This is a genomic window from Sphingomonas hylomeconis (genome assembly GCF_025370105.1).
In the GTDB taxonomy this organism is placed as follows: Bacteria; Pseudomonadota; Alphaproteobacteria; order Sphingomonadales; family Sphingomonadaceae; genus Sphingomonas; species Sphingomonas hylomeconis.
The window spans coordinates 184,610-206,828 of sequence record NZ_JANQBK010000001.1 but is presented as its reverse complement, the minus strand read 5'-3'; the positions used below and the strand labels follow the sequence as shown (position 1 = coordinate 206,828).

General features: G+C 65.1%; 24 protein-coding genes. 7 read left to right on the top strand and 17 right to left on the bottom strand.

What is annotated here, in order from left to right; all coding sequences use genetic code 11:
* Positions 1-55: 55 nt before the first annotated feature.
* The 10 genes from sucD to thiS all read right to left on the bottom strand — a co-directional run bounded on the left by sucD (position 56) and on the right by thiS (position 8,593).
* Positions 56-940, bottom strand: coding sequence for a succinate--CoA ligase subunit alpha (gene sucD, locus NV401_RS01130; RefSeq protein ID WP_261292533.1), 885 nt, complete (start codon positions 938-940; stop codon positions 56-58).
* A 4-nt stretch (positions 941-944) separates the two neighbouring features.
* Complete coding sequence (locus NV401_RS01125) at positions 945-1,517, bottom strand: hypothetical protein (RefSeq protein ID WP_261292532.1); 573 nt, start codon at positions 1,515-1,517, stop codon at positions 945-947.
* Positions 1,514-2,476 carry a malate dehydrogenase gene (gene mdh, locus NV401_RS01120; RefSeq protein ID WP_261292531.1) on the bottom strand — a complete coding sequence of 321 codons (963 nt, stop codon included), beginning with the start codon at positions 2,474-2,476 and terminating at the stop codon, positions 1,514-1,516. The genes NV401_RS01125 and mdh overlap by 4 nt, the downstream gene beginning before the upstream one ends.
* Positions 2,477-2,655: 179 nt before the next feature.
* Positions 2,656-3,774 (bottom strand): cell division protein ZapE, encoded by a 1,119-nt coding sequence (gene zapE / locus NV401_RS01115; RefSeq protein ID WP_261292530.1) that lies wholly within the window; start codon positions 3,772-3,774, stop codon positions 2,656-2,658.
* Positions 3,775-3,901: 127 nt separating this feature from the next.
* Positions 3,902-4,372, bottom strand: a complete 471-nt coding sequence (locus NV401_RS01110) for a PaaI family thioesterase (protein WP_261292529.1) — start codon at positions 4,370-4,372, stop codon at positions 3,902-3,904.
* A gap of 168 nt (positions 4,373-4,540) precedes the next feature.
* Positions 4,541-5,326 (bottom strand): succinate dehydrogenase iron-sulfur subunit, encoded by a 786-nt coding sequence (locus NV401_RS01105; protein ID WP_261292528.1) that lies wholly within the window; start codon positions 5,324-5,326, stop codon positions 4,541-4,543.
* Between the two features lie 220 nt (positions 5,327-5,546).
* Positions 5,547-6,110: an ATP-dependent Clp protease proteolytic subunit gene (locus NV401_RS01100; protein ID WP_261292527.1), complete on the bottom strand. Its 564-nt coding sequence runs from the start codon at positions 6,108-6,110 to the stop codon at positions 5,547-5,549.
* An 84-nt stretch (positions 6,111-6,194) separates the two neighbouring features.
* Positions 6,195-7,193, bottom strand: a complete 999-nt coding sequence (locus NV401_RS01095) for a C13 family peptidase (protein WP_261292526.1) — start codon at positions 7,191-7,193, stop codon at positions 6,195-6,197.
* Between the two features lie 114 nt (positions 7,194-7,307).
* Complete coding sequence (locus NV401_RS01090; RefSeq protein ID WP_261292525.1) at positions 7,308-7,478, bottom strand: CsbD family protein; 171 nt, start codon at positions 7,476-7,478, stop codon at positions 7,308-7,310.
* A 110-nt stretch (positions 7,479-7,588) separates the two neighbouring features.
* Positions 7,589-8,593, bottom strand: coding sequence for a sulfur carrier protein ThiS (gene thiS / locus NV401_RS01085; protein ID WP_315369032.1), 1,005 nt, complete (start codon positions 8,591-8,593; stop codon positions 7,589-7,591).
* Positions 8,594-8,690: 97 nt separating this feature from the next.
* On the opposite strand from thiS, the gene aroQ reads away from it, so the two are divergent.
* The 4 genes from aroQ (at position 8,691) to NV401_RS01060 (ending at position 12,576) form a co-directional block, all read left to right on the top strand.
* Complete coding sequence (gene aroQ / locus NV401_RS01075; protein WP_261292524.1) at positions 8,691-9,125, top strand: type II 3-dehydroquinate dehydratase; 435 nt, start codon at positions 8,691-8,693, stop codon at positions 9,123-9,125.
* Between the two features lie 55 nt (positions 9,126-9,180).
* The gene (accB, locus tag NV401_RS01070; RefSeq protein WP_261292523.1) at positions 9,181-9,663 is read left to right on the top strand and encodes an acetyl-CoA carboxylase biotin carboxyl carrier protein; all 483 of its coding nucleotides are present in this window, start codon (positions 9,181-9,183) and stop codon (positions 9,661-9,663) included.
* 5 nt (positions 9,664-9,668) lie between these two features.
* A complete protein-coding gene (accC, locus tag NV401_RS01065) occupies positions 9,669-11,018 on the top strand; it encodes an acetyl-CoA carboxylase biotin carboxylase subunit (RefSeq protein ID WP_261292522.1) in 1,350 nt (449 codons plus the stop codon).
* A gap of 109 nt (positions 11,019-11,127) precedes the next feature.
* Complete coding sequence (locus NV401_RS01060; protein WP_261292521.1) at positions 11,128-12,576, top strand: phospholipase D-like domain-containing protein; 1,449 nt, start codon at positions 11,128-11,130, stop codon at positions 12,574-12,576.
* A gap of 62 nt (positions 12,577-12,638) precedes the next feature.
* Here the strand turns inward: NV401_RS01060 and NV401_RS01055 are convergent, their stop codons facing one another.
* Positions 12,639-13,097: a PAS domain-containing protein gene (locus NV401_RS01055; RefSeq protein WP_261292520.1), complete on the bottom strand. Its 459-nt coding sequence runs from the start codon at positions 13,095-13,097 to the stop codon at positions 12,639-12,641.
* Between the two features lie 148 nt (positions 13,098-13,245).
* Between NV401_RS01055 and purL the strand changes: the two genes are divergently transcribed.
* The 3 genes from purL (at position 13,246) to bfr (ending at position 16,372) form a co-directional block, all read left to right on the top strand.
* Entirely contained in the window at positions 13,246-15,465 is a 2,220-nt protein-coding gene (gene purL, locus NV401_RS01050; protein WP_261292519.1) for a phosphoribosylformylglycinamidine synthase subunit PurL, read from the top strand.
* Positions 15,466-15,617: 152 nt separating this feature from the next.
* Positions 15,618-15,788, top strand: a complete 171-nt coding sequence (locus tag NV401_RS01045; RefSeq protein WP_082472903.1) for a (2Fe-2S)-binding protein — start codon at positions 15,618-15,620, stop codon at positions 15,786-15,788.
* 95 nt (positions 15,789-15,883) lie between these two features.
* Positions 15,884-16,372 carry a bacterioferritin gene (gene bfr / locus NV401_RS01040; RefSeq protein WP_261292518.1) on the top strand — a complete coding sequence of 163 codons (489 nt, stop codon included), beginning with the start codon at positions 15,884-15,886 and terminating at the stop codon, positions 16,370-16,372.
* A gap of 83 nt (positions 16,373-16,455) precedes the next feature.
* Here bfr and NV401_RS01035 read toward each other — a convergent pair whose 3' ends face one another.
* The 6 genes from NV401_RS01035 to panB all read right to left on the bottom strand — a co-directional run bounded on the left by NV401_RS01035 (position 16,456) and on the right by panB (position 22,210).
* Positions 16,456-17,004 carry a hypothetical protein gene (locus NV401_RS01035; protein ID WP_261292517.1) on the bottom strand — a complete coding sequence of 183 codons (549 nt, stop codon included), beginning with the start codon at positions 17,002-17,004 and terminating at the stop codon, positions 16,456-16,458.
* A gap of 46 nt (positions 17,005-17,050) precedes the next feature.
* On the bottom strand, positions 17,051-17,464 hold the full coding sequence (locus NV401_RS01030) for an Hpt domain-containing protein (protein ID WP_261292516.1): 414 nt from the start codon (positions 17,462-17,464) through the stop codon (positions 17,051-17,053).
* A 157-nt stretch (positions 17,465-17,621) separates the two neighbouring features.
* The gene (gene der, locus NV401_RS01025) at positions 17,622-18,989 is read right to left on the bottom strand and encodes a ribosome biogenesis GTPase Der (RefSeq protein ID WP_261292515.1); all 1,368 of its coding nucleotides are present in this window, start codon (positions 18,987-18,989) and stop codon (positions 17,622-17,624) included.
* 119 nt (positions 18,990-19,108) lie between these two features.
* Positions 19,109-20,446, bottom strand: coding sequence for a PQQ-binding-like beta-propeller repeat protein (locus NV401_RS01020; protein ID WP_261292514.1), 1,338 nt, complete (start codon positions 20,444-20,446; stop codon positions 19,109-19,111).
* On the bottom strand, positions 20,443-21,141 hold the full coding sequence (locus NV401_RS01015) for a tetratricopeptide repeat protein (protein WP_261292513.1): 699 nt from the start codon (positions 21,139-21,141) through the stop codon (positions 20,443-20,445). Before NV401_RS01015 ends, NV401_RS01020 begins: the two co-directional genes overlap by 4 nt.
* A gap of 208 nt (positions 21,142-21,349) precedes the next feature.
* Positions 21,350-22,210 (bottom strand): 3-methyl-2-oxobutanoate hydroxymethyltransferase, encoded by an 861-nt coding sequence (panB, locus tag NV401_RS01010; RefSeq protein ID WP_261292512.1) that lies wholly within the window; start codon positions 22,208-22,210, stop codon positions 21,350-21,352.
* Positions 22,211-22,219 lie beyond the last annotated feature (9 nt).

Sequence of the window (22,219 nt, the reverse complement as noted above, 5' to 3'; positions counted from 1 at the left end):
AGTCACCCTCATCCGGCGCTGCGCGCCACCTTCTCCCAAAGGGAGAAGGAATTGTTCAACCGTTCAACACCGCCAGCAACGTCGTGCCGAGCTCGCTGGGCGAGTCCGCCACGCGGATACCGGCGGCTTCCATCGCCGCGATCTTGCTTTCCGCATCGCCCTTGCCGCCCGACACGATCGCGCCGGCATGGCCCATGCGACGGCCCGGAGGCGCGGTGCGACCGGCGATGAAGCCCGCCATCGGCTTGCTGCGGCCGCGCTTGGCTTCGTCGCGCAGGAATTCGGCCGCCTGCTCCTCGGCGTCGCCGCCGATTTCGCCGATCATGATGATCGACTTGGTCGCGTCGTCGGCCAGGAACAGTTCGAGCACGTCGATGAAGTTCGTGCCGTTGACCGGATCGCCGCCGATGCCGACCGCGGTCGTCTGGCCGAGACCCGCATTCGACGTCTGGAACACTGCCTCATAGGTCAGCGTGCCCGAACGCGACACGACGCCGACCGAGCCTTCCTTGAAGATCGACCCCGGCATGATGCCGATCTTGCACTGGTTCGGGGTCAGCACGCCGGGGCAGTTCGGCCCGATCAGCCGCGACTTGGAGCCCGACAGCGAGCGCTTCACCTTGACCATGTCGAGGACCGGAACGCCCTCGGTGATGCAGACGATCAACGGGATCTCGGCATCGATCGCCTCGAGGATCGAATCCGCCGCGAAGGGGGGCGGCACGTAGATCACCGATGCGGTGGCACCAGTGGCGTGCTTGGCTTCGGCGACGGTGTTGAAGTTGGGGAGACCCAGATGCGTCGTCCCGCCCTTGCCCGGCGTCACGCCGCCGACCATCTGCGTGCCATATGCCAGCGCCGCCTCGGTATGGAAGCTGCCGGTCTTGCCGGTCATCCCTTGCGTGATGACCTTGGTGTTCTTGTCGACGAGGATGGACATCTATTTAATTGCCTTCTTCTGCAATGCGTCGCGCGGCGGCGTTACGCTCTTTTTTTGACACAGCGGGGTCTGAAATCGTCCGGTAGTCATTTTGCCGACGCTCAGATTGCTCAGGCGTAAGAGCGATAGATCGAATGACCATATCGCCCGCCCCAACCTTGACCGCCTTCAGGATATATCCTTGGTCCGAGGTCACGTCATATGCCGAGTTGAAATTGCGGATTGCTGCGGGTGATGCCTTTGGAGGGCCGACCCGAAACCCTAAGTCACTCAAACGCTCCTCGCCGAGATTTTCTGCAAACACCTCGCAATGCTTCGTTCCATCTTGTCGCACGGAATTCTCCGTTGCGATTATAACTTCCCCGCCAGCACCTTTCGCGGCGAACAATGTCGCTTCAGCAGGGGGCCGATAGACGCGGCGGATTTTGGGCGAGATATCGCCAGGCTTCACAGACTTGGCTGCACCATCAGCAAAACGAGCACCACCCTCCATACAAACGGCGCGAAAGGCGGCGATTGGATCGACGGGAGCCGAAAGCACGACAGCCCCCTCGATAAGCATCGCCGCCAACATCATGCAAGCGAGCCGTCGATTGCCTTGCACGCCACCAGCAGTTCCTTGACCGCATCGACCGACACGGCGAGGTTGCCCTTGGCTTCCTCGTCCAGCGCGATCTCGACGACCTGCTCGACGCCGCCGGCGCCGATCACGACGGGCACGCCGACATACAGATCATCGATGCCGTACTGACCGGTGAGGTGCGCCGCGGCGGGCAGCACGCGCTTCTGGTCGTACAGATAGGCCTCCGCCATCGCGATGCCGCTGGTGGCCGGCGCGTAATAGGCCGAGCCGGTCTTGAGCAAAGCGACGATCTCGCCACCGCCCGAGCGCGTACGCTGGACGATCGCGTCGATCTTTTCCTGCGTCGAGCGGCCCATCTTGATCAGATCCGGCACCGGGATGCCCGACACGGTCGAATACTGGATCACCGGCACCATCGTGTCGCCGTGGCCGCCGAGCACGAAGCTGGTGACGTCCTTGACCGAAACCTGGAACTCTTCCGCCAGGAAATGGCTGAAACGCGACGAATCGAGCACGCCGGCCATGCCCACGACCTTGTGATGCGGCAGCCCGGAAAATTCGCGCAGCGCCCAGACCATCGCGTCCAGCGGATTGGTGATGCAGATCACGAACGCGTCGGGCGCGTTGGCGGCGATGCCCTCGCCGACCGCCTTCATCACCTTCAGGTTGATGCCGAGCAGATCGTCGCGGCTCATGCCGGGCTTGCGCGCGACGCCGGCGGTGACGATGATCACGTCCGCGCCAGCGATATCGGCATAATCGTTGGTGCCGGTGATCTTGCCCGAGAAGCCTTCGACCGGGCCGCACTGCGACAGATCCAGCGCCTTGCCCTGCGGCACGCCCTCGACCACGTCGAACAGCACGACATCACCGAGATTCTTGAGCGCCGCGAGATGCGCGAGCGTCCCGCCGATGTTTCCCGCGCCGATAAGCGCGATCTTCTTGCGGGCCATCCATCGTCCTTCGAGTTGCTAAAGTTGCCGCGCCTTAGGCTGGATTCGACGCGGGGGCAACCTTAATCGAGGCAAATCCACCACCTATTGCAAATCGTTCGCAATATCAATTGCAGGCATAAATGGGTCGTATGGTGCAAACGCTATTCGAAACGGTTCGTTGCACCGCGCGCCAGAGCTCAGTCCACGCCGTGCCCGGCGGCAAGATAGTCCTCCGAGCGCATTTCCTCGAGCCGGCTCACGGTGCGATCGAATTCGAACCGTCCATCTCCCGTCTCGTATAGGCGGTCCGGCTGGGCATCGGCGGCGGCAAGCAGTTTGACCTTATATTCGTACAGTGCATCGATCAGCCCGACGAAGCGCGCCGCCTCGTTGCGGCTGTCCGGCCCCAGCTTGGGAATGCCGACCAGGATCACCGTATGGTATTTGCGCGCGATGGCGAGATAATCGGCGGTGCCGCGATTGTCGCCGCACAGCTTCTTGAAGCTGAACACGGCGACCCCCTTGATGCTCTTGGGCACGTGCAGCGTGCGCCCGCCCTGTACGGCGATATCCTCGCTCGGCACATGCTCGCGATCCTCGACCGGAAAGTCGGTCAGCCGGAAGAAGGCGTCGGACAATTGCCGCGTCGCCTCGGGGCCGTTGGGCACCAGCCAGGTCTGCTGGCTGCCCAGGCGATCGCGACGGTAATCGACCGGCCCGTTCAACGGCAGCACGTCGAGCTTGGCCTCGATCAGTGCGATGAAGGGCAGGAAATGCTCGCGGTTGAGCCCGTTCAGGTACAGGTCGGAGGGCGGCCTGTTGGAGGTGGTGACGATCGCCACGCCCTGCGCGAGCAATTCGGTGAACAGCCGCGACAGGATCATCGCGTCGGGGCTGTTGGTCACCATCATCTCGTCGAACGCCAGGCAGCGCGCCTCCTGGGCGATGGCGTGCGCCACCGGCAGGATCGGATCGCCCAGTTCCTTGGCGCGCTCGGCCGCGATACGCTGGTGCACTTCGAGCATGAACTCGCCGAAATGCACGCGCCGTTTCCGATCGATCGTCAGGCAATCGAAGAACAGGTCCATCAGCATGGACTTGCCGCGCCCGACCCCACCCCAGACGTACAGGCCGCGTGGTGCCGCAGCCTTCTTGCCGATCAGCCGTGCGAACACCCCACCGCTCTTGGCCGGCGCCTCGAGCTCGGTGGCGAGCGCGGCGAGTCGCGCCGCGGCGGCGGCCTGTTCGGGATCGGGCCGGAGCTCGCCCGAGGCGATCAACGCCTGATAGGCCAGGAGGACATTGGTCTGCTTCATAGTGCGCTTCCCCGGCGGACGCCGGGGTCCAGTTGGGAGACGATGGTTGGCTGGCGTAGCGGGATCTTACCTCTGACAGCACGACTGGACCCCGGCGTCCGCCGGGGAAGCGCCTTGTGGGCAGGTGTCACGCCAATCCTGCCGGCGGCGAGGATTTACGCAGCGTCCCCGTGAAGCTGGCGATCGTCGGCTGTCCCTCCTGCACGATGAGCCCGCGCAGGAACAACATCCGTTTGGTCTCGCGCAACAATTCGACACGCGCCTCGATCGGCGCGCCGATCTGCCCGCCGCCGATGAACTGCGCCGACAGATCGAGCGTCACCGCCCCGCCCGCCTGCAACGCCCCCAGTCCGCGCGCCGCCGCAAAAAGCGCCACATCCATGAAGCCGAGCAGCGCGCCGCCGTGCATATTGTCGCGCATGTTGGAATGCTGGTGCAGCGGCGTCATCCGCACGCGCGCGATATCGCCCTCGACCTTGACGAGCAGCGGCTCGAGAAAGCCGTTGAAGCGGGTCGGATCACGGAACGCCCAACTTTTCCAGCCGGGCTCGGTGGGGGAGTCTTCGTAGGTGAAGGCAGGGATGGTGGGTTCAGACAAGCGCGGCGATCCCTCCTTGTGGCAGACACCCCCGCCCCATTACCGTCACCCTGAACTCGATTCAGGATCCATAGTGCCCCACGTCCAATTGTCCCGGAGGCGCGATGGATCCTGACTTTCGTCAGGATGACGGCAGTGGTGAGGCAACGCGCCCGCCCGATTCAACGCTCAAACGACGCGTTCGACTTCCATCTTCTTGATCTCGGCGATCGCCTTCGCCGGGTTCAGCCCCTTGGGGCAGACATTCGCGCAGTTCATGATCGTGTGGCAGCGATACAGGCGGAACGGATCCTCGAGCTCGTCGAGCCGCTCGCCGGTCATCTCGTCGCGGCTGTCGGCGAGCCAGCGATAGGCCTGCAACAGGATCGCCGGGCCGAGGAACTTGTCGCTGTTCCACCAGTAAGACGGGCACGAGGTGGAGCAGCAGGCGCACAGGATGCACTCGTACAGCCCGTCGAGCTTCTCGCGATCCTCCGGCGACTGCAGCCGCTCCTTGCCCGAGGGCGGCGGCGTGACGGTCTGCAGCCACGGCTTGATCGAGCTGTACTGCGCGTAGAAGTGCGTGAAATCGGGGACCAGGTCCTTGATCACTTCCATGTGCGGCAGCGGCGTGATCGTGATGTCGCCCTTCACGTCGTCCATCGCGGTCGTGCAGGCGAGGCCGTTCTTGCCGTCGATGTTCATCGAGCACGACCCGCAGATCCCCTCGCGGCACGAGCGGCGGAAGGTCAGCGAGCTATCCTGCTCGGATTTCATCTTGATCAGCGCATCGAGCACCATCGGACCGCAATTGTCCTGATCGATTTCGAACGTGTCGTAGCGCGGATTTTCCGCCGTATCGGGATCGTAACGATAGACCTTGAAATTCTTGACCCGTTTGGCGTCGGCAGCGGCTTTGTGGACCTTGCCCTTCTTCGAGACGATGCTGTTCTTGGGCAGCGAGAATTCGGCCATGCTGTACGGTCCCTGAGGCGATAGACAATCGCAGGTTCGGCTATGCCTTTCGCACTCGCAGCGCAACCCCTTGTTGGCCCCCGAGGCGGGGAGGTCGGCCAGCGCTGTCGTGCGGACCAGGGAAGCGCGTCGAATGACTTGCGGCGCAGCGTTCCTTTCATCTGGCGACCGGCAGCCTCGCTTTCAACCGGTGCGGTGCGGTGCGGTGTGCGCGCCGCGCCTAGATCACGTCCAGCACCAACCCAAGGTCCCGCGCCTGCTCGGCTTCGATATACCAGTTGGACGGCGCTTTCTCGCGCAGGTCCTCGAACTCGACCTTGCTGCCGTTGACGATATCGCGGAAGCCCTCTTCCTCGATCTCGATCGAATGCTCGACCTCGTGGAGCGCCGCCTTGATCGACGCGACCACCATGCGCAGCGGGCCGTCGAGATTGATCTGCTTGGAAATCCCGCGTTCGTGGATCATCAGCCGCGTATGCCGCGTGAGGAAGCGCCGGTGGACCGGAAACGCCGCCATGAACGTCGCGCCGGCGGAATAGACCGCTACCTTGCCGAGAAACAGGATCTCGCGCCCGTCATGCTCCTCGAGCAGCCGGATATCGTCCGCCATCGTCCGTGCGACCTCGGGATCGCCGCCCAGCGTGGTCAGCGCGACGACCAACGTGCCGTCGTCCGGGCACGCATCGAGCTGTTCCCGGAAGCTCTGGTACATCAACTGATCGACCGGGCCGGACAGGCGGATATGCGGCTTGGCGAGAAGCGGATATTTGGTTTGCGTGGCCATGAGGCGCGAACGGCGTTTTGCCCGGCGGGTTCCCGTCAGACGGATGAATTAGGCAGGTTGCCCCGCCACGCGTCCGCTACCCGCCTACTTCCCGTCCAGCATCGATACCGCCGGTCGCCCCACCGGCATGCTCGTCGCCTTCGGCCCACGCGCATCCAACGCCGCCAGCCACGCGCCGGTCCGCGATCCGATCGATACCTGCGGCTGGGACGGCGTCAGCTTGCCTTGCGCCTCCCACGCGCCGATCAGCCCGACCGCCTCGGTCCCCGCGGCGCCGATCGGCTGCGCCTTGCGCAGCGCATGGTTGATCAGCGCATCCCCGAAAAAGGTCCAGTCATTGTCCGCCTGGCAGCCGAACGAGGTGCGATCGGCCGATGAGGCGGTAATCACCACGCTGTCCTCACTGGCAAGCAGCGGCACGAACACGCCCGAATAGCAGGCGCTGATCAGCACCATGCGCCGTTCGATGCCGAGCTTGCCGAGCATCGCCCATAGGCGTTGGGGCGAGATCATGCCAAAGCCCTGGTCAGCATCGTTATACACAATGCCGATCGGCGCACCGTGGCTGGTGGTGTAGAGGACCAGCACGTCCTCCTTCGGGTCCATCAGTTCGGCGATCCGTGCCAACGCCAAGGCAAGTGTATCCGGCGACCCACGCGGCAGACTGCTCGCTGCCGAACCATCCGTGCCCGCCAGTACGATCGTCCGCCCCGCCGCATCGTAGCGCCGGCTGAGCACCCTGCCCGCCTCGCGCGCCTCGCGGCCGAATACCGGATCGCTATCGAGCGCGATCGCCATGACATAGGCATCGACGATGCCGGTGCGCTGCGGCTGCAGCGCGGCCAGCGCCCGGTCGACGCGGCGGTGCTCGGCCAAGGTCCAGGCGGCGTCGCGGTCGCGCTCGGAGCTCAAGCCGAGATCGGCAAGATAGGCGGAAACCTCGGGCGGCAGCGCGGCCATGAACGGGGCTGGCTGGGTATGCTGCGGCGCCTGATATTGCGCCGACGCCCCTGCGGTCAGCGCGAGCGCCGCGACGGCAAGCCATTTGACGACGCCGGCGACACGGCCGCTGCGATTGCTCATGACCGCGAAGGTGTCACTGCCCGCCGCCGCCTGTCAACGTCGCCGCGTCGGTCGCATGGCAAAAGGGCCGCACCGGTCGCCCGGCACGGCCCTTTTCGAAAAATGACGATCGCGTCAGATATCGTCGCCGAGCATGCCCTTGATCTTGCCCTTGACCTGCTCGCCCTTGCCTTCGGTTTCCTGCGCCGCGCCCTCATCCCGCGTCGCGGGATCGTCGCTGTGCTGCTTCACCTTGCCGATGGCTTCGTTGACATTGCCTTTGATCTTGTCGGTGAGCTCGCCCATGATCCGTCTCCATCCCGACCGGCGCCGCATCATGGCATGATCGGTTCTGCGAGATAAAACGGTCGGGCAGCGGCGCGGTTCCGTGCGCGGCCTTCCCTGCCCCTCTACCTTCAGATCAGGCCACTGAGCGGGCTCGACGGATCGGCGTACATGCGCTTGCCCATCCGGCCGGCGCGGTACGCCATCCGGCCGCTTTCCACCCCGGCCTTCATCGCCGCCGCCATCAGCACCGGATCCTTCGCTTCGGCGATCGCCGTGTTCATCAGCACCCCGTCACAGCCCAGTTCCATCGCCGCCGCCGCATCGGACGCGGTGCCCACCCCGGCATCGACCAGCACCGGGACGCTTGCGCCTTCGACGATCAGCCGGATCGTCACCTTGTTCTGGATGCCGAGCCCGGAGCCGATCGGCGCACCGAGCGGCATGATCGCCACCGCGCCGACATTCTCCAGCCGCTTGGCGGCGATCGGATCGTCGACGCAGTACACCATCGGCTTGAATCCTTCATTGGCGAGGATCTCGCACGCGCGCAGCGTCTCGACCATGTCGGGATACAGCGTCTTGGCCTCGCCCAGCACCTCGAGCTTGACCAGTTCCCAGCCGCCCGCCTCGCGCGCCAGGCGCAGCGTGCGGATGGCGGATTCGGCGTCGAAGCAGCCCGCGGTATTGGGCAGATAGGTGATCTTCTTGGGATCGATGAAGTCGGTCAGCATCGGCGCATTGCGGTCGCTGATGTTCACGCGGCGCACCGCGACCGTCACGATCTCCGCCCCCGATGCCGCCACCGCCGCCGCATTCTGCGCGAAATCCTTATACTTGCCGGTGCCGACGATCAGCCGCGAGGTGAAGGTCTTGCCAGCGACCGTCCATTGATCGGGCTTGAGCGCGGCGAGATGATCGCCGCCGCCGACGAAATGGACGATCTCCAGTTCGTCGGCATCCTCGACGATCACGTCGGCCAGCGTCGAGCGCGGCACGATCTCGGCATTACGCTCCACTGCCACCTTCTCCGGCACCAGCCCCAGTTCCGCTGCGAGCTCGGCGATGGAAAGCCCGCTGCGCACCCGCTTGTGCTCGCCATTGACCGTGATCGATACCGTTCCGTCGCTGTGCACATCATTCTCCGTATAGCCGCGCCGACGCCCAGGGGTTGGTCGGCCCGTCCCAGTCATATAGGGTTGCGAGCGACGCACCTTCAATCGAAAGCCGCCCGTGACCAACACCATCTACGTGCTCAACGGCCCGAACCTCAATCTGCTCGGCCTGCGCGAGCCCGAAATCTACGGCGACGACACGCTCGACGATATTGCCGGCATGCTCGAGGATCGCGCGCGCGAGCTCGATCTGCGGATCGACATGCGCCAGTCCAACCACGAAGGCCATCTGGTCGATTGGCTGCACGAGGCGCAGGCCGAGGGCGCGCGGGCGGTGATCCTCAATGCCGGGGCGTACACGCACAGCTCGATCGCGATTCTCGATGCGATGAAGGCGATCGTCACGCCGGTGATCGAAGTGCATCTGTCCAACCCGCACGCGCGGGAACGCTTCCGTCACCACAGCCATATCAGCAAGGCCGCCAAGGGAACCATCGCCGGCTTCGGCGCGCTTTCCTATGTCCTTGCGCTTGAAGCCGCCGCGCGTCTCTGACAGGACGCGGCCCGATAAAGGGAATGGGGTTCCCGTATAAGGAGTTCAGGGTCGCATGACCGATACTAATCAAAACGACGCCATGCGGATCGATGTCGATCTGGTGCGCCAACTTGCCCAACTGCTCGACGATACCAGCCTGACCGAGATCGAGGTCGAGGATGGCGGGCGCAAGATCCGCATCGCCCGCAAGGCCGCGGCCGCCGCGCCGGTCGCCGCGCCGCTGCATTATGCGCCCGCGCCGACGCCGCTGGCCAGCGCCAGCACGCCCGTCGCCAGCGATCCCGCGCCGGCCGCGATCCCGACCGATGCGGTCAAGTCGCCGATGGTCGGCACTGCCTATCTGTCGTCCGATCCGACCGCCAAGCCGTTCGTTGCCGTGGGTGACAAGGTTGCCGCCGGCGACACGCTGCTGATCGTCGAGGCGATGAAGGTGATGAACCCGATCCTCGCGCCCTCCGCCGGCACGGTCACCGCGATCCTGGTGCAGGACAAGCAGCCGGTCGAATTCGACCAGCCGCTCGTGGTGGTCGCGTAACCCCGATGCCCAAGATCAAGAAACTGCTGATCGCCAATCGCGGCGAGATTGCGCTCCGCATCCACCGCGCGTGCCACGAAATGGGCATCGAGACGGTCGCGGTGCACAGCACGGCGGATGCCGATGCGATGCACGTGCGTCTCGCCGATCAGGCGATCTGCATCGGCCCGCCGGCCGCGACGGAATCCTATCTCAACATCGCCAATATCATCTCGGCGGCCGAGATCAGCGGTGCCGACGCGATCCATCCCGGCTACGGCTTTCTCTCGGAGAACGCCAAGTTCGCCGAGATCGTCGAGGCGCACGGCATCATCTTCGTCGGGCCCAAGCCCGAGCATATCGTCACGATGGGCGACAAGGTTGAGGCCAAGCGCACCGCCGGGCGGCTCGGCCTGCCGCTCGTCCCCGGGTCGGATGGCGCGATCAGCGACATTGCCGAAGCGAAGCAGATCGCCGAGCGGATTGGCTATCCGGTGATCATCAAGGCCGCCTCGGGCGGCGGCGGGCGCGGCATGAAGGTGTGCACGTCCGAGGATCAGCTCGAGACGCTGATGAGCCAGGCCGGCAGCGAGGCCAAGGCGGCGTTCGGCGACGCCACCGTCTATATGGAAAAGTATCTCGGCAATCCTCGGCACATCGAATTCCAGGTGTTCGGCGATGGCCAGGGCAATGCGATTCATCTCGGCGAGCGCGACTGCAGCCTGCAGCGCCGTCATCAGAAGGTGCTCGAGGAAGCTCCCTCCCCGGTACTGGGTCAGGAAGACCGCGAGCGCATGGGGGCGGTGTGCAGCAAGGCGATGGCCGACATGGGCTATCGCGGTGCCGGCACGATCGAATTCCTGTGGGAAGACGGCGAATTCTACTTCATTGAGATGAACACCCGGCTGCAGGTTGAGCATCCCGTCACCGAGATGATCACCGGGCTCGATCTGGTCCGCGAGCAGATTCAGATCGCCGAGGGCCGCCCGCTGACCTTGCGCCAGCAGGACGTGGTGTTCCGCGGCCATGCGATCGAATGCCGCATCAACGCCGAGGATCCGCGCACCTTCGCCCCCTCGCCCGGCCTGGTGACGATGTTCCATGCGCCCGGCGGGATGCACGTCCGCGTCGATAGCGGTCTGTATACGGGCTACCGCGTGCCGCCTTACTATGATTCGATGATCGCCAAGCTGATCGTCTACGGCACGACGCGCAACGGCGCGCTCCGCCGCCTGCGCCGCGCGCTGGAGGAATTCGTCATCGACGGGCCCACCACGACGATCCCGCTGCACCAGGCACTGCTCGACGATCCCGACTTCCAGGCAGGGGACTATACGATCAAGTGGCTCGAGGAATGGTTGGCCAAGCAGGGGTAGACGCGCCTGCCTGCTCCACGCCGTCATCCCGGGCCTGGTCCGGGATGACGAACATTAAACGGGCTCGCGCCCGACCGACAAAGGGGCATTCCACCGTGCGCGCCATCCGATGAGCGTCCTCGAACCCGGCCGCAACTGCTGGCGCATCGAATCCGCCACGCAGGCGACGGTGATCGTCGACGCCGAACGTTATTTCAAGATGGCCCGCGCCGCGATGCTCAAGGCGCGGTCACAGATTCTGCTGGTCGGCTGGGATTTCGACGCGCGGATCGATCTCGCGCCCGATGGCGATATCGACGATGGCGCGCCGCGCACGATCGGCGATTTCATCTATTGGCTAGTCGAGCAAAATCCCGGGCTGCACGTCCACACGCTGCGCTGGGATACCGGCGCGATCAAGACGCTGGCGCGCGGCTCGACGATTTTCACCGTCGTCAAATGGATGATGCACAAGCGCATCCATACCAAGCTCGACGGCTATCATCCGTTCGGTGCGTCGCATCACCAGAAGATCATCGTGATCGACGATTGCCTAGCCTTTGCCGGCGGTATCGACATGACCAGCGAGCGCTGGGATACGCGCGAGCATCTCGACGACCAGCCGCACCGCACCTCACCCGGCACCCACAAGCAGTACAAGCCGTGGCACGACGCAACCACCGCGATGGCCGGGCCGGTCGCCAAGGCGCTGGGCGAACTGTGCCGCGATCGCTGGGTATTGGCCGGCGGCAAGCCGATCCCTGCGCCCTCGCAACCGCACGACTGCTGGCCCGACGCACTCGATGTCGATTTTACCGACGTGGAAGTGGCGATTTCGCGGTCCGAACCGGAAATGCCGGATCGGGCGCCGGTGACCGAGATCGAGAATCTGTATCTCGATCTGATCGCCAGTGCCAAGCACAGCATCTATGCCGAGAGCCAGTATTTCGCCTCGCGCAAGATCGCCGAGGCGATCGCCCGCCGCCTGGACGAGCCCGACGGCCCCGAAATCGTCATCATCAATCCGACCACCGCGCAGGGCTGGCTCGAGCCGATCGCGATGGACACCGCACGCGCCCGGCTGATCGAGGCGCTCAAGCATCGCGACGTGCATCGGCGGCTGCGCATGTATCACCCGGTCACCGCCGGCGGCGAACCGATCTACGTCCACGCCAAGATCCTGGTGATCGACGACGAGGTGCTGCGTGTCGGTTCGTCCAATTTCAACAATCGCTCGATGCGCCTGGATACCGAATGCGACGTGACGATCGATGCCGATCACGGCGCCGACCGCGCGTGCATCATCACGATCCGCAACGGCCTGATCGCCGAGCATCTCGGCGTCGCACCCGCGCTGGTCGACGCGCGCATCGCCGAGACGGGGTCGCTGATCGCCACGATCGAGGGCCTGCGCGGCGACGGGCGCAGCCTCGTCCAGTACGAAGTGCCCGATATCAGCGCGGTCGAGAAATGGCTGGCGGATAACGAGGTGCTCGATCCTGAAGGCCCGGCGGAGATGTTCGAAGGGTTCAGCAAGCGCGGCCTGTTCCGCCGCTGGCTCCACCGCCGGCGGCGCTAGCGCCTCCCAACAAGCAACGCCCCGGCGTTCGCCGGGGCGATGACGCTATCGGGCTCGGTCGCTCACCGCTGCTGCGCGGGCATCGCCGGCCGGGCCACTGGGTACCCTGTTATCTCCGCGGTGATATCGCGCTTCGTGCCATACAGCACGGCCGCCCGCCCGTTCACCTTCTGCACATCGGCCGAGACGCGCATCCAGCGTAGGTCGCCATCGGCGCGCCGGATCTGCGCCTCGAACGTGAAGCTCCCGTAGGTCGCGAGCGCGGCACTGCGCAACCGCTCCAGTTCGGTCCGCGACTCGGGCAGATAGAAATCGAGCGTTGCGCGCCGATCGAGCGGCGTGCCGCGCGGAATGCCGAACAGGTCGAACACGCCGCGGCTCCAGGTCAATGCTTCCGACTCCAGGTCACATTGCCACCCCGCCGGCAGCGGGGGCAGGAACGGGGCATCGCCCAGACGCGGCGGGCACGCCGGGCGCGGCCTCGATGGCGCCATGCACTGGATCCGCTGCGTATCGGTCATGCCCATGCCCTTCGCGCTAAGCGACCTAGATTAAGACGCGGTTAGCCCGCCGACGATTCGCGAGGTGGATTCCGAACGCCCCGCATCTGTTGGGCGCCGCAGCACGTCCGGGGTGACGTGGCCGCCGCGCCCCGCTAATGCGTCCCGCATGACCGCCATCACCCCGCAAATCGTGGCCGACCACGGCCTGTCCGCAGAAGAATATGAGCGTGTGCTCGCGGCGATGGGGCGCGAGCCCAACATCACCGAGCTCGGCATCTTCTCGGTCATGTGGTCGGAGCATTGCAGCTACAAGAGTTCGCGCATCCACCTCAAGAAGCTGCCCACCACCGGACCGCAGGTCATCTGCGGCCCGGGTGAGAATGCCGGTGTGGTCGATATCGGCGACGGCCAGGCGGCGATTTTCAAGATGGAGAGCCACAACCACCCGTCGTACATCGAGCCCTATCAGGGTGCTGCGACCGGCGTCGGCGGCATCCTGCGCGACGTGTTCACGATGGGCGCCCGCCCGATCGCCAACTTGAACGCCTTGCGCTTCGGCCGCCCAGATCATCCCAAGATGCGCCATCTGATCGCCGGCGTGGTCCACGGCATCGGCGGTTACGGCAATTGCGTCGGCGTGCCGACGGTCGGCGGCGAGGTCAATTTCCACCCCGCCTATGACGGCAACATCCTGGTCAACGCGATGACCGTCGGCGTCGCCGAGCAGGACAAGATCTTCTATTCCGCCGCCTCCGGCATCGGCAATTCGATCGTCTATGTCGGTTCCAAGACCGGCCGCGACGGCATCCACGGCGCGACGATGGCCTCGGCCGATTTCGGCGAGGATGCCGAAGCCAAGCGCCCGACCGTGCAGGTCGGCGATCCCTTCACCGAAAAACTGCTCATCGAGGCCTGTCTCGAACTGATGGGATCCGACGCGATCGTCGCGATCCAGGACATGGGCGCCGCCGGCCTGACCTCCTCGTCGGTCGAGATGGCCAGCAAGGGCGGCGTCGGCATCGAGCTGATCATGGACGACGTGCCGCAGCGCGAAACCGGCATGACGCCGTACGAGATGATGCTGAGCGAAAGCCAGGAGCGCATGCTCATGGTCCTGAAGCCTGGCCGCGAGGATTTCGCCGAAGCGATCTTCAAGAAGTGGGAGCTCGATTTCGCGGTGATCGGCCATGTCACCGACACCGGTCGGATGGTGCTCAGGTGGAAGGGCGACGTGGTCGCCGACATCCCGCTCGGGCCGCTCGCCGACGATGCCCCGCTCTACGATCGGCCGCACGTCGCCACGCCCAAGCGCGCCGATCTGACCGACGTGCCGGAAAGCACCGATCCGGTTGCCGACCTGATCAAGCTGATGGGCTCGCCCGACATCGCCAGCCGGCGCTGGATCTGGGAGCAATACGATCACATGGTCGGTGGCGATACGGTGCAGCGCCCCGGCGGCGACGCTGCGGTGGTGCGCGTCCACGGCACGCAAAAGGGTCTGGCCATGACCACCGATTGCACGCCGCGTTATTGTTTCGCCGATCCGGTCGAAGGCGGTCGCCAGGCGATTGCCGAGGCGTGGCGTAATCTCACCGCGGTCGGCGCCACGCCGCTCGCCGTCACCAACTGCCTCAACTTCGCCAACCCGCAGCGCCCCGAGATCATGGGCCAGATCGTCGGCTGCCTGGAGGGGATGAGCGAGGCATGCGTCGCGCTCGACTTCCCGATCGTTAGCGGCAACGTGTCGCTCTACAACGAGAGCAAGGCGACCGGCGGCGGCTCCGCGATCCTGCCGACTCCCGCGATCGGCGGCCTCGGCCTGCTTGCCGATTGGTCGAAGAGCTGCACGATCGGCTTCAAGGGAACCGGCGATACCGTCTTGGTGATCGGCGAGCGTGGCGGCGATCTCGGCCAGTCGCTGTGGCTGCGTGAACTGCACGGCCGCGAGGATGGCCCCCCGCCCCCGGTCGATCTCGCCGCCGAGCGCCGCACCGGCGATTTCATCCGCGCACAGATCCAGAACGGCGCGATCACCGCCTGCCATGACGTGTCCGATGGTGGCCTCGCCGTCACGCTGGCGGAAATGGCGCTTGCCTCCAATCTCGGCGTGCTCGTCACCGAGCCACAGCCATTCGGCGTTGCCGGCAGCCTGTTCGGCGAAGACCAGGGCGTGTACGTCGTCACCGTCTGCGACACCTGCCTGGCCGACTTCATGGTCGCCGCACACAAGGCCGACGTCCCCGCCGATCCGCTCGGTCGGGTGATCAACGACCGCGTGATCTTCGAACTCGACGAGGGCGACTGGGCCGTCAGCATCGCCGACCTGCGCGCGGTCCACGAAGGCTTCTTCCCCACGCTGATGGGCGCCGAACCCAAACTCGCCTGACGCGATTCGCTCACCTCACGCCGTCATCCTGACTTTCGTCAGGATGACGGCCATAGGAGACGGCGCGCGCATCATAATGCGAATCACCCGCAAATAAGCTTGCGAACAAGTCGCAGTAGCGTCATAACCCTTCGTGTCCGGAGGGCTGTTTCATGGTCGTGTGCGTTTGTAATGCCATTCGAGAAACCCAGGTGCGCGAAGCGGCGCGCAATGGCGCCACCAGCGCATGCCAGGCCTATCGCAGCCTTGGCCGGCAGCCGAAATGCGGCCAATGCGTGCCGTTCGCGCGATCCATTATCGATGCCGAACGTGCTGCTGCGTAACAGTCGCAAGCACTGAAAGCCGCAGAAATCAGCCATTTTCGCCTGTCGTTACGCCGCCGTTCGCGCTATGATCGGCGCTGACAACGGAGACTGACATGCGTGGCGACCCAAAGGTAATCGAATATCTGAATATCGTGCTCAAGAATGAGCTCACCGCGATCAACCAATATTGGCTGCATTACCGGCTGTACGATCATTGGGGCGTACGCAAGCTGGCGGAGTTCGAGCGCCACGAATCGATCGACGAAATGAAGCATGCGGACTGGGTCGCCGAGCGTATCCTGTTCCTCGATGGCCTGCCCAATTTCCAGCTGCTCGGTCGCCTGCGCATCGGCGAGACGGTGCAGGAAGTGCTGCAGGCGGATCTGGATCTCGAGATCGAAGCGCTGCCCCCGCTGCGCGACGCGATCGAGCATTGCGAGAAGGTCCGCGATTATGTCAGCCGCGACCTGTTCCGCCGCATCCTCGACAGCGAAGAAGAGCATGTCGACACGCTCGAGCGCCAGTTCGAGATGATTGCCCGCATGGGCATCGAGAATTACGTCCAGCTCCAGAGCAAGCCGGCGAACGAAGAGATCGCCTGACTACTCGTACAATGCGAAAACGGCCGGTCCGACGGACCGGCCGTTTTCTATGGGCGCAGAGGCCTGTCAGGAACCCACGCGGATCACATCATGTCGGCAGAGATACCGGCTGTTGGTTCGAACTGTTTCCTCAGCATACCGAGCTTACTGCAAAGGTCACGCGACGCGCGAATAAGCTCGATGAGTTGCTGCGCCCCCTCGGCCTCTTCCACTACTAGAGTGCTACGTTCCATGCGGTTCGCGCGTAACGTCGTCGTGCGTAAGACAAGCACCCAACGATCGCTGCGGTCGACTGCCACCTTTGCGACGCCATGACAAATTTCATTCCTGAACGTAGCATGGGTCAGCATCGATTGAAGGGCGACGGATGCGGCCCGTCCTTCGTGTGCGAATGCTCCGTCCGCGGCAACTGCTACGCAGAGTGCATCATATCGCTGACCGATCAGGTGCTGAAGCCTCACCGTAAGGCCGCGATCGGGAACCTGCGCCAGAACGACAAGACACTTAGTAACCGCATCCTCAGCGCAGGAAAGCGCGTGCATGCATCGCCCCCGCCACTCGTTGACGCGCCGACAGGCGTCGTCGAAGGGGCCATTCGCAGCGAGCGTTCCGATGCTAGTGATGGCATTCATGGCGGGCCATCCAGGGCGATTTGCTTGGATGTCAGGCTCGCACCGCTCAAATCGGTCGACGCCCGAACCCCGCCGTTGGCTTGCGCTCGACCAGCGGGTTCGCCTCGCGCTCCAGCAGCGCCAGCGTCTGTGTGAACAAGGGGCGCAATTGCACGACATGCTCGAGCGCCTGTTCGGGCGTGTCGTGATCCTCGACGCAGCTGCGCGCGATTTCCTCAATGGTCTCGGCCAGCGCTGCGAGCGGCGTCGCGCCGAACTGCGCCGATTCGCCCTTCAGCGTATGCGCCGGAATGACCAGCGCGGCGGCATTCTGGGCGCGCATCGCCGCCTCGATGGCGTCGACCGATTTGACCCCGTCCTCGCGGAAATAGCCCAGGATGCGCACGAACCCGGCGCCCAGCTCGCTCCGCGCGCGCTGATAAGCGGACCAATCCACCAATGTGCTGCCTTCGAACGACACGGCAATCTCCGCACCAGGGGCGGCACTGCCCCGATGTTGTGACTCCCTCCTATTCGCGCAGGGTAAATGATCGGTTCACACGCGCCGGCATTAGAGTTGATCTATGTAAAAAAAGTAAAACGCAACTAGATCGGGGCCAAACCGCCCCGGATCGGCGTCAATTGTCGAACGGGTTCTTGGGCGCGCGCAGCGTCAATCGCACCGGAACTGCGCCGAAGCCGAGATCGCGGCGGATGCCGTTGATCAGATAGCGCTGATAGCTCATCGGCAACTGATCGACCCTTGTGCCGAACAGAACGAAGCCCGGCGGCCGCGTCTTGGCCTGGGTCAGGTAGCGCAGCTTGATGCGCTTGCCGCCCGGCGCCGGCGGCGGATTGGCGTCGACCGCCTTCTCGAACCAGCGGTTGAGCTCGCCGGTGCCGACGCGCTTGGACCAGATCTCGCGCGTCTCGAACGCCACCTTGAGCAGCATGTCGAGCCCCTTGCCGGTCGCCGCCGACACGGTCAGCACGGGAATGCCGCGCGCCTGGCTCAGCCCCTCTTCCAGCGCCGCCTTGACGCCGTTGAACAGCGAACTGGCATGTTCGGCGATATCCCATTTGTTGAGCGCGACGATCACCGCACGGCCTTCCTGCAGCGCCGCATCGGCAATGCGCAGGTCCTGCGATTCGAGCCCGCGGGTCGCGTCGAGCAGCAGCACGACGACCTCGGCGAAATCGATCGCGTGCAGCGCATCGGCGACCGACATCTTTTCGAGCTTGTCCTGCACGTTGGCGCGCTTGCGCATCCCCGCCGTGTCGATCAGCCGCACCGCGCGCGATTCGCCATGTTCGTCGGTCCAGGTCCAGTCGACCGCGATCGAATCGCGCGTGATTCCTGCTTCCGGCCCGGTAATCAGCCGCTCTTCGCCGAGGATACGGTTGATCAGCGTCGACTTGCCCGCATTCGGGCGCCCAACGATGGCGAGCTTGAGCGGCGCGCTGAGATCGTCCTCGTCGAACTCCGGCTCGTCCTCGATCGGCTCGACATCGATGAACGGCTGCAGCGCTTCGAACAGGTCGCCCATCCCCTCGCCATGCTCGGCGGAGAGCTGCACCGGGTCGCCATAGCCGAGCGACAGCGATTCGAGGATCCCGGCCTCGCCGGCCTTCCCTTCCGCCTTGTTGGCGACGAGGATGATCGGCGTGTCGGAGCCGCGCAGCCAGCGCGAAATCTCTTCCTCCAGCGGCACGATGCCGACGCGCGCGTCGAACATGAACAGCGCGACATCGGCCTGTGCCACCGCCGCCTCGGTCTGCTGGCGCATCCGGCCCGGCAGCGTCGCCGCGTCGTGATCCTCATAGCCGGCGGTATCGATGATGCGGAACTCGACGCCGACGAGCGTCGCGTCGCCCTCGCGCCGATCGCGCGTCACGCCGGGGCGATCGTCGACCAGCGCCAGCTTCTTGCCGACGAGGCGATTGAACAGAGTCGATTTGCCGACGTTCGGCCGGCCGATAATCGCGACCACAGGGAGTTTGGACATGGCGCCCCCTTAGCGGCATTGCCGGCAAAGGTCACGCGCAGGGATTAGCGCGCTGCGCCCCTTTTCCTTCGGCCGCCATCCTGACCTTGGTTCAGGATGACGGCTTGGGAAACGGGCGATCAGCGATACGCCGTGATCCGCCCCTTCATGTCCAGCGCATACAGCGTCCCATTGGCCACGATCGGCGCCAGATTGAACGGCGCGCCGCCCTTGATCACCGTACCGACCGCGCCGTCGGTGACCGCAGCGGACACGATCTCGCCGTTCGAATTGGTCACGATCAGGCGGTTGCCCGCCACCACCGGCCCAAACCAGGTGATCGCGCCCGAGCGCTTCTTCTCATTGTCGAACGCCTTGAGCTGGCTGATCCAGCGCACCAGCCCCGTGGCGCGCGACAGGCAGACCAGTTTGGCATCGTCGGTGATCAGGAACAGCCATTCGCCCGCGATCGACGGTGTCGAGATGCCGGCGAAGTTCTGCGACCAGATGCGCCGCCCGGTGCCGATATCGATCGCCACGGTGCGCCCGCCCTGCCCGACCGCATAGACGCGGCCCTGATCGATCACCGGCGCGGCATCGATATCGGCGAGCGACGACACCGAGGTCGAGATCGCCGAGCGCGACAGCGCGTCCTGCCACAAGGCGCGGCCGTTTTCGTAGCGATAGGCGTTGAGTTCGCCGGAGGAGAAGCCGGCGACGATCGTGCCCGAGCTCGCCGCCGGTGCCGCGACGCCGAACACGCCCTGCGATTCGAGGCTGCCCGAGGCCGACCAGGCGACCTTGCCGTCGGCCTGCGCGAGCGAGAAGAGCTGGTTGTCCTGGCTTAGCACATAGACGTTGCCGTAAGCGATCGTCGGCGAACCGCGCAGCGGGCCGCCCGGCTTGGCGCGCCACACCTCGGCCCCGGTGCCGGCATCCAGCGCGACCACGTCGCCCAGGCCATCGGTGGCATAGACCTTGCCGTCGTCGAAGCTGACGCCGCCGCCGAACCGCGCCGATTTATTCTCGTCGCCCTTGACGATGTCGGTCGCCCAGATCTTTGCCCCCGTGTCCGCGGCAAAGGCATGCACCACGCCGTCGACATCCATCGCATAGAGGCGATTGGCCGACACGACCGGCGGCGAGGCCAGTCGCTGCCGGTTGCTGCCGCCATTGATCTGTGCGGTCCATGCGCGCGTCAGCGTGTCCGGCAGGGCCAGCTGCCCCATCGCCTTGGCGGCATTGCCACCCGGCTGGGTCCATTCCGTGTTGGTCTCGGCCGGGGGCAACAGCACCTGCACGCCGGACAGCGTCTTGTCCGCCTCGACCGCGGATTCGGACAACAGGATCGGCACGCGATCGCCGAGCACCGGGGTCTTGGTCTTGCCCCCCTTGAAGATGCCGCAGGCGCTGAGCGCGATCAGCGCCGCGATCGCGACGGACGTCTTCAGCCCGGTCGCGCGATTACTGGTCATCATGGAGCCTTCTTTTCCTCGGTCTGGTCGATCGCATCGACACCCATCGCACCCGACATCTGAACCGCACGTAGACGGATCGTCTCGGGCACCTTGTCGCTGCGCGCAATGCCGGCGAACATCTTGCTCGCCTGATCCTTGCGGTTCATCCGCAGATAGGCCGCGGCGACCATCTCGCCGGCGCTGCCGAACCACGGGTTGTCGGCCACCGCGAGCGGCGACAGGCGCGACACCACGACCTCGGGCTTCAGCGTGTCGAATTCGGCGCTGGTCTGCCGGATCAGCGCGAGATCGCGGAACGGCTGGTCGAGCGACGTATCGGCAGCGACCTCGGCGAACTTGGCGGCGGCGCCCTTGAGATCGTTCTTGAGCAGCAGCTGATCGGCCAGCAGGAAGCGCGCGGTGACGCGGTAGGCATCGACCTTCGAGTCCGCCAGCGTCTGCAGCTGCTTCGGCACGACCGTCGGCTTGGCGGCGAGCTGGTCGAACCCGGCCTGCAACTGTTCGCCCTCGACGCCGGCCTGTTCGGTCTGGTGATGGCGCCAATACAGAAAGCCTGCGAACAGCGCGAGCGCCAGCACGATGGCGACGATAATCCAGCGGCCATAGCGCGTCCACACGCTGGTCAGCTGGTCGCGGCGGAGTTCTTCATCGACCTCGCGCAGGAAGGCTTCGTCGGTTTTCGGCGGGACGGCCAAGGCAGGCTCCAGATACAACTATTGGATAGGGGCAGGAAAGGCGCGGACCTTAGCCGCGCGCGCGGCCAAGGGGAAGGGAATCAATCTGCGGGGTTGGCCCCTTCAACATCCCTCTGCCGTTCCCCTACGAAAGCAGGGGCCCAGGGCCACAAGCGGCACCCACCATAACCCTGGGCTCCCGCGTTCGCGGGAGAACAGTACTCGGCGCTCACTCCTTCGGCTGATAGGTCTGCTCCGGCCCCGGAAACGCCCGCGACCGCACATCGCCCGCATACGTCTCCACCGCCGCGGTGATGCGCGCGCCCAGATCGTCGAACTTCTTCACGAAGCGTGCGGTGCGCTCGAACATGCCCAGCATGTCCTCGGTCACCAGCACCTGGCCGTCGCAATCGGCCGACGCGCCGATGCCGATCACCGGGCAGGAAACTTCCGCCACGATCGCGCGCGCCAGCGGCTCGACCACGCCTTCGGCGACGATCGCGAACGCGCCCGCCTCGGCGATCGCCCGCGCATCGCCGATGATCTTGGCGTGTTCGGCATTGCTGCGTCCGCGCGCGCCGTATCCGCCCAGCGCGTTCACCGCCTGCGGGGTGAGGCCGATATGCCCCATCACCGGAATGCCGCGTGCCGTCAGGAACGCAACGGTCGGCGCCATCGCCTCCCCGCCTTCCATCTTGATCGCCGCCGCGCCGGTTTCCGCCATCACCCGCGACGCGGAGGCGAACGCATGTTCCGGGCTCGCCTCGTAACTGCCGAACGGCATGTCGATCACCACGACTGCGTGATACGAGCCGCGGACGACCGCGGCGCCATGCGCGCACATCATGTCGAGCGTGACCTGCAGCGTCGACGGAAAGCCGTAGATCACCTGCCCCAGGCTGTCGCCGACCAGCAGCAGGTCGCAATGCGGGTCGAGCAATTGCGCCATCCGCACGGTGTACGCGGTCAGCATGACCAGCGGCTCCTTGCCCTTGCGACGCTGGATTGCCGGCACGGTCAGGCGTTTCATCGGTGCCGGCGTCGGGTTCGCACGGCTGGTCGAGGTATCGATCGTGAAGGTCGTGGACATCACTTCTTC

What these genes read in the sequence shown, in the direction of transcription:
- sucD (WP_261292533.1), bottom strand. Translation starts at nt 940, where the DNA reads ATGTCCATCCTCGTCGACAAGAACACCAAGGTCATCACGCAAGGGATG.
- NV401_RS01125 (WP_261292532.1), bottom strand. Translation starts at nt 1,517, where the DNA reads ATGATGTTGGCGGCGATGCTTATCGAGGGGGCTGTCGTGCTTTCGGCT.
- mdh (WP_261292531.1), bottom strand. Translation starts at nt 2,476, where the DNA reads ATGGCCCGCAAGAAGATCGCGCTTATCGGCGCGGGAAACATCGGCGGG.
- zapE (WP_261292530.1), bottom strand. Translation starts at nt 3,774, where the DNA reads ATGAAGCAGACCAATGTCCTCCTGGCCTATCAGGCGTTGATCGCCTCG.
- NV401_RS01105 (WP_261292528.1), bottom strand. Translation starts at nt 5,326, where the DNA reads ATGGCCGAATTCTCGCTGCCCAAGAACAGCATCGTCTCGAAGAAGGGC.
- NV401_RS01100 (WP_261292527.1), bottom strand. Translation starts at nt 6,110, where the DNA reads ATGGCCACGCAAACCAAATATCCGCTTCTCGCCAAGCCGCATATCCGC.
- NV401_RS01095 (WP_261292526.1), bottom strand. Translation starts at nt 7,193, where the DNA reads ATGAGCAATCGCAGCGGCCGTGTCGCCGGCGTCGTCAAATGGCTTGCC.
- NV401_RS01090 (WP_261292525.1), bottom strand. Translation starts at nt 7,478, where the DNA reads ATGGGCGAGCTCACCGACAAGATCAAAGGCAATGTCAACGAAGCCATC.
- accB (WP_261292523.1), top strand. Translation starts at nt 9,181, where the DNA reads ATGACCGATACTAATCAAAACGACGCCATGCGGATCGATGTCGATCTG.
- accC (WP_261292522.1), top strand. Translation starts at nt 9,669, where the DNA reads ATGCCCAAGATCAAGAAACTGCTGATCGCCAATCGCGGCGAGATTGCG.
- NV401_RS01060 (WP_261292521.1), top strand. Translation starts at nt 11,128, where the DNA reads ATGAGCGTCCTCGAACCCGGCCGCAACTGCTGGCGCATCGAATCCGCC.
- NV401_RS01055 (WP_261292520.1), bottom strand. Translation starts at nt 13,097, where the DNA reads ATGACCGATACGCAGCGGATCCAGTGCATGGCGCCATCGAGGCCGCGC.
- purL (WP_261292519.1), top strand. Translation starts at nt 13,246, where the DNA reads ATGACCGCCATCACCCCGCAAATCGTGGCCGACCACGGCCTGTCCGCA.
- NV401_RS01045 (WP_082472903.1), top strand. Translation starts at nt 15,618, where the DNA reads ATGGTCGTGTGCGTTTGTAATGCCATTCGAGAAACCCAGGTGCGCGAA.
- bfr (WP_261292518.1), top strand. Translation starts at nt 15,884, where the DNA reads ATGCGTGGCGACCCAAAGGTAATCGAATATCTGAATATCGTGCTCAAG.
- NV401_RS01035 (WP_261292517.1), bottom strand. Translation starts at nt 17,004, where the DNA reads ATGAATGCCATCACTAGCATCGGAACGCTCGCTGCGAATGGCCCCTTC.
- der (WP_261292515.1), bottom strand. Translation starts at nt 18,989, where the DNA reads ATGTCCAAACTCCCTGTGGTCGCGATTATCGGCCGGCCGAACGTCGGC.
- NV401_RS01020 (WP_261292514.1), bottom strand. Translation starts at nt 20,446, where the DNA reads ATGATGACCAGTAATCGCGCGACCGGGCTGAAGACGTCCGTCGCGATC.
- panB (WP_261292512.1), bottom strand. Translation starts at nt 22,210, where the DNA reads ATGTCCACGACCTTCACGATCGATACCTCGACCAGCCGTGCGAACCCG.